Raw genomic sequence first — 980 nt, 5'->3', positions numbered from 1 at the left:
TCGCGCTTCTGCATTTCGTGCAGCAGCGTGACGAGAATCCGGCAGCCCGACGCGCCGATCGGATGACCGATCGCGATCGCCCCGCCGTTCACGTTGATCTTCGACTGATCCCAGCCCATCTGCTTGTGCACCGCCAGCGCTTGCGCCGCGAACGCCTCGTTGATTTCCATCAGATCGAGATCGTTCACGCTCCAGCCCGCACGCTCCAGACAGCGCTTCGACGCCGGCACCGGGCCCATGCCCATGATCTTCGGATCGACGCCCGCGTTCGCGTACGCCTTGATGCGCGCGAGCGGCGTCAAGCCGAGCGCTTCGGCCTTTTTCGCCGACATCACGACGACCGCCGCCGCGCCGTCGTTGATGCCCGATGCGTTTGCAGCCGTCACCGTGCCTTCCTTCGAGAACGCCGGCTTCAGGCCCGCGAGCGCTTCGGGCGTCACGCCGTGACGCACGAATTCGTCGGTGTTGAATTGCAGCGGCTCGCCTTTACGTTGCGGAATCGCGACCGGCACGATTTCATCGTTGAAGCGGCCCGCTTTCTGCGCGGCTTCCGCCTTGTTCTGCGACAGCGCCGCGAACGCGTCCTGCTGCTCGCGCGTGATGCCGAATTCCTTCGCGACGTTTTCCGCCGTCGTGCCCATGTGATAGTTGTTATAGACGTCCCACAGGCCATCGACGATCATCGTGTCGATCAGCTTCGCGTCGCCCATGCGGAAGCCGTCGCGCGAACCCGGCAGCACATGCGGCGCCGCGCTCATGTTTTCCTGGCCGCCCGCGACGACGATCTCCGCGTCGCCCGCGATGATCGCGTTCGCTGCCAGCATCACCGCTTTGAGGCCCGAGCCGCAGACCTTGTTGATCGTCATGCCCGGCACCATGTCGGGCAAGCCCGCCTTGATGAGCGACTGGCGCGCCGGATTCTGGCCCGAACCGGCCGCGAGCACTTGGCCCAGGATCACTTCGCTCACCTGATCCGGCTT

Annotated in this window: 1 protein-coding gene; it reads right to left on the bottom strand. The window is 65.1% G+C overall.

Annotated elements, in window-relative coordinates; translation table 11 throughout:
• Nucleotides 1-980: acetyl-CoA C-acetyltransferase (locus NCR93_RS31635; protein WP_250532464.1), on the bottom strand; the 980-nt coding region annotated here is incomplete at both ends.

This window comes from Caballeronia sp. ATUFL_F1_KS39, assembly GCF_023630985.1.
In the GTDB taxonomy this organism is placed as follows: domain Bacteria; phylum Pseudomonadota; class Gammaproteobacteria; order Burkholderiales; family Burkholderiaceae; genus Caballeronia; species Caballeronia zhejiangensis.
The sequence above is the reverse complement of the archived record's forward strand: the minus strand, read 5'-3'. Positions and strand labels throughout refer to the sequence as shown.